Source organism: Enterobacter sp. 01-M-03-SI-ECC (genome assembly GCF_047530215.1).
In the GTDB taxonomy this organism is placed as follows: Bacteria; Pseudomonadota; Gammaproteobacteria; order Enterobacterales; family Enterobacteriaceae; genus Enterobacter; species Enterobacter chengduensis.
In genome coordinates, this window is record NZ_JBLKDA010000077.1 from 1 (window position 1) to 3,171 (window position 3,171).

Annotated in this window: 2 pseudogenes; one reads left to right on the forward strand and one right to left on the reverse strand. The window is 53.0% G+C overall.

Annotated features, from left to right (window positions below):
• Nucleotides 1–121 precede the first annotated feature (121 nt).
• Nucleotides 122–3,015 (forward strand): annotated as a pseudogene (locus ACMWKK_RS25990) (Tn3 family transposase); the annotation flags it as partial.
• Between the two features lie 36 nt (nucleotides 3,016–3,051).
• On the opposite strand, the pseudogene ACMWKK_RS25995 reads toward ACMWKK_RS25990, so the two are convergent.
• A pseudogene (locus tag ACMWKK_RS25995) lies at nucleotides 3,052–3,171 on the reverse strand (transposase); the annotation flags it as partial.

Sequence of the window (3,171 nt, forward strand, 5' to 3'; positions counted from 1 at the left end):
CTCAGCATTTTATTATGGTGATCCCCTGGGCGAAATGCGCCTGGTAAGCAGAGTTTTTGAAATGTAAGGCCTTTGAATAAGACAAAAGGCTGCCTCATCGCTAACTTTGCAACAGTGCCCTTTCATCAACCTGCGTAGGGGCAGGCATAACCGGTTGGGAATTGCCCTTCAACTCACAACTGCCCGCTTTCTGGGAACCTTCTTGTCCGATCTCATGCAAATACCGCCCGGTGTCCAGTTTTATGTCGCAAGGCAACTTAACATCCGCTATCCAGAGATCATTTCCCGCTATGCTCAAAGGGAAAACACACGTTGGGAGCACCACGGGCTTATCAGGCAGCACTATAGCTATCATGATTTCGGTGATTTCCCGTGGTCGTTCAGACTGAAGCGATTGCTGTATACCCGTGCATGGCTCAGTAATGAACGCCCCGGACTGATGTTCGATTTTGCCACCGCGTGGTTGCTTCAAAATAAAGTGTTGTTGCCAGCCGCATCCACCCTGACGAGAGTCATTGGTGAAATCCGTGAGCGTGCGACCCGCCGCTTGTGGCGAAAATTGGCCGCGCTGCCAAACCGTTGGCAGACCGCACAACTGGCTGGGTTACTTGAAATCCCCGAAGGACAGCGACTCTCAGTGATGGAGCACCTAAAAAGAGGCCCTGTCACTATCAGCGGCCCCGCGTTCACTGAAGCACTTGAACGTTACACTCGCCTGCGCAGCCTGGAGTTTTCCTGTCTGAATTTCACTGGGCTGCCCGCCATACAGCTCCGCAATCTGGCACGCTATGCCGGAATGGCATCGGTGAAATATATCAGCAGAATGCCAGAAGAACGGCGGCTGGCGATCCTTACCGCATTCGTGAAAGCGCAAGAAATCTCGGCGCTGGACGAGGCCGTTGACGTGCTGGATATGCTGATCCTCAATATTACCCGGGAGGCGAAGAAAACCGGGCAGAAAAAGCGACTTAGGACGCTCAAGGATCTTGACCGCGCGGCGTTGCTGCTGGCGCGGGCATGCGCACTTTTACTTGATGAAGATACCGCCGATGATTTGCTGCGAAAGACCATATTCAGCAGTGTGTCTGTCGCCAGACTGGCAGAGTCCGTGGAAAAAGTGAATGAACTGGCCCGCCCCCAGGATACAAACTTTCAGGATGAAATGGTGGAGCAATACGGACGGGTAAGGCGTTTTTTGCCCGCACTACTGCGCGATCTGCACTTCCGTGCGGCCCCAGACGGTGAACATACCTTGGCTGCCATCCATTACCTGGCAGAGCTAAACGGCTCGAAAAAACGGATCCTGGACGATGCACCTGAACATATCATTTCAGGCCCTTGGAAACGCCTGGTGTACGATGCTGACGGTCGGATACAGCGAGCAGGTTACTCGTTGTGTCTGCTGGAGCGACTTCAGGATGCGCTACGCCGTCGTGACATCTGGTTGGAAAACAGCGATCGTTGGGGTGATCCGCGCCAAAAACTTCTTCAGGGGGAGGAATGGCAGGCGCAGCGGGTTCCAGTCTGCCGGGCATTGGGTCACCCCACTAATGGCAGTAAAGCATCGGAGCAATTGGCCGCTCAGTTAGATGAAACCTGGAAAACGGTGGCATCACGTTTTGATCGCAATACCGCCGTGGACATCTGCAATGAAGGTAAACATCCTTCGCTGACCATCAGCAGCCTGGATAAATTGGATGAACCACCGGCGCTGATACAACTGAGCAGCCGAGTCAGACAATTGCTTCCACCCGTTGACCTGACAGAACTGTTGCTCGAGATTGACGCCAGAACTGGCTTCACCCGTGAATTCAGCCATGTCAGCGAGTCAGGTGCCCGTGCGCAGGATCTGCATATAAGCCTGTGTGCGGTGATGCTGGCTGAGGCCTGCAATATCGGACATGAGCCGCTGATCAAGCACAATATCCCTGCACTGACTCGCCATCGTCTGAGCTGGGTGAAACAGAACTACATCCGAGCAGAAACGCTGGTTAGCGCCAATGCGCGGCTGGTTGATTTTCAGTCCTCGTTAGCGTTGGCAGGATACTGGGGGGCGGGGAGGTAGCCTCCGCTGATGGTATGCGTTTTGTCACGCCAGTGAAAACGGTGAATTCTGGCCCCAACAGAAAATACTTTGGTTCAGGGCGCGGCATCACCTGGTACAACTTTGTCTCTGACCAATATTCGGGTTTTCATGGCATAGTGATTCCTGGAACACTGCGGGATTCCATCTTTGTGCTGGAAGGGCTACTTGAGCAACAAACGGGACTAAACCCGGTTGAAATCATGACGGACACAGCAGGTACCAGTGACATTATCTTTGGCCTGTTCTGGCTACTGGGATACCAATTTTCACCTCGTCTGGCGGATGCGGGTGAGGCTGTGTTCTGGCGGGCCGACAAAGCAGCGAATTACGGGGCGTTGGACAAACTGGCGCGGGGTTGTGTTGACCTTTCTAAAATCGAAAGCCACTGGGATGAGATGATGCGGGTTGCCGGTTCGCTGAAGCTGGGCACTATTCATGCGTCAGAACTCATTCGATCGCTATTGAGAAGTACCCGACCGTCAGGGCTTGCTCAGGCAATAATGGAGGTCGGAAGAGTTAACAAGACACTGTATCTTCTCAACTATATTGATGATGAGGACTATCGTCGCCGGATCCTAACACAGTTGAACCGGGGTGAAGGCCGCCATGCCGTTGCAAGAGCCATCTGCTACGGTCAGCGTGGCGAGATCAGAAAACGTTACCGCGAGGGGCAGGAAGATCAGTTGGGTGCGCTGGGTCTGGTGACAAACGCAGTGGTGCTGTGGAATACGCTTTATATGCAGGAAGCCTTGTCGCACCTGCGCAGCATCGGGGAAGGGCCAGAGGATGAACATATCGCGCGGCTTTCGCCTCTGATGCACGGTCATATCAACATGCTGGGACATTATACGTTCACACTACCGGAGGATATTATGAAGGGGGAATTGAGGCCGTTAAATCTCAATTTAAACAATGAATTATCTCCTTAGCGTGGTTTTTTACATCATTGGCCCTCAAACCCCATGATGATGGTTTCGAAACGTCTTAAGGCCAAAGACTATCGAACGGTTTCCACGGGATTTAACGTCCTGAGCTCTAAGCCAGGGCTGATAACTTTGGCCATAGCCCACTCCTATGCCGTCACC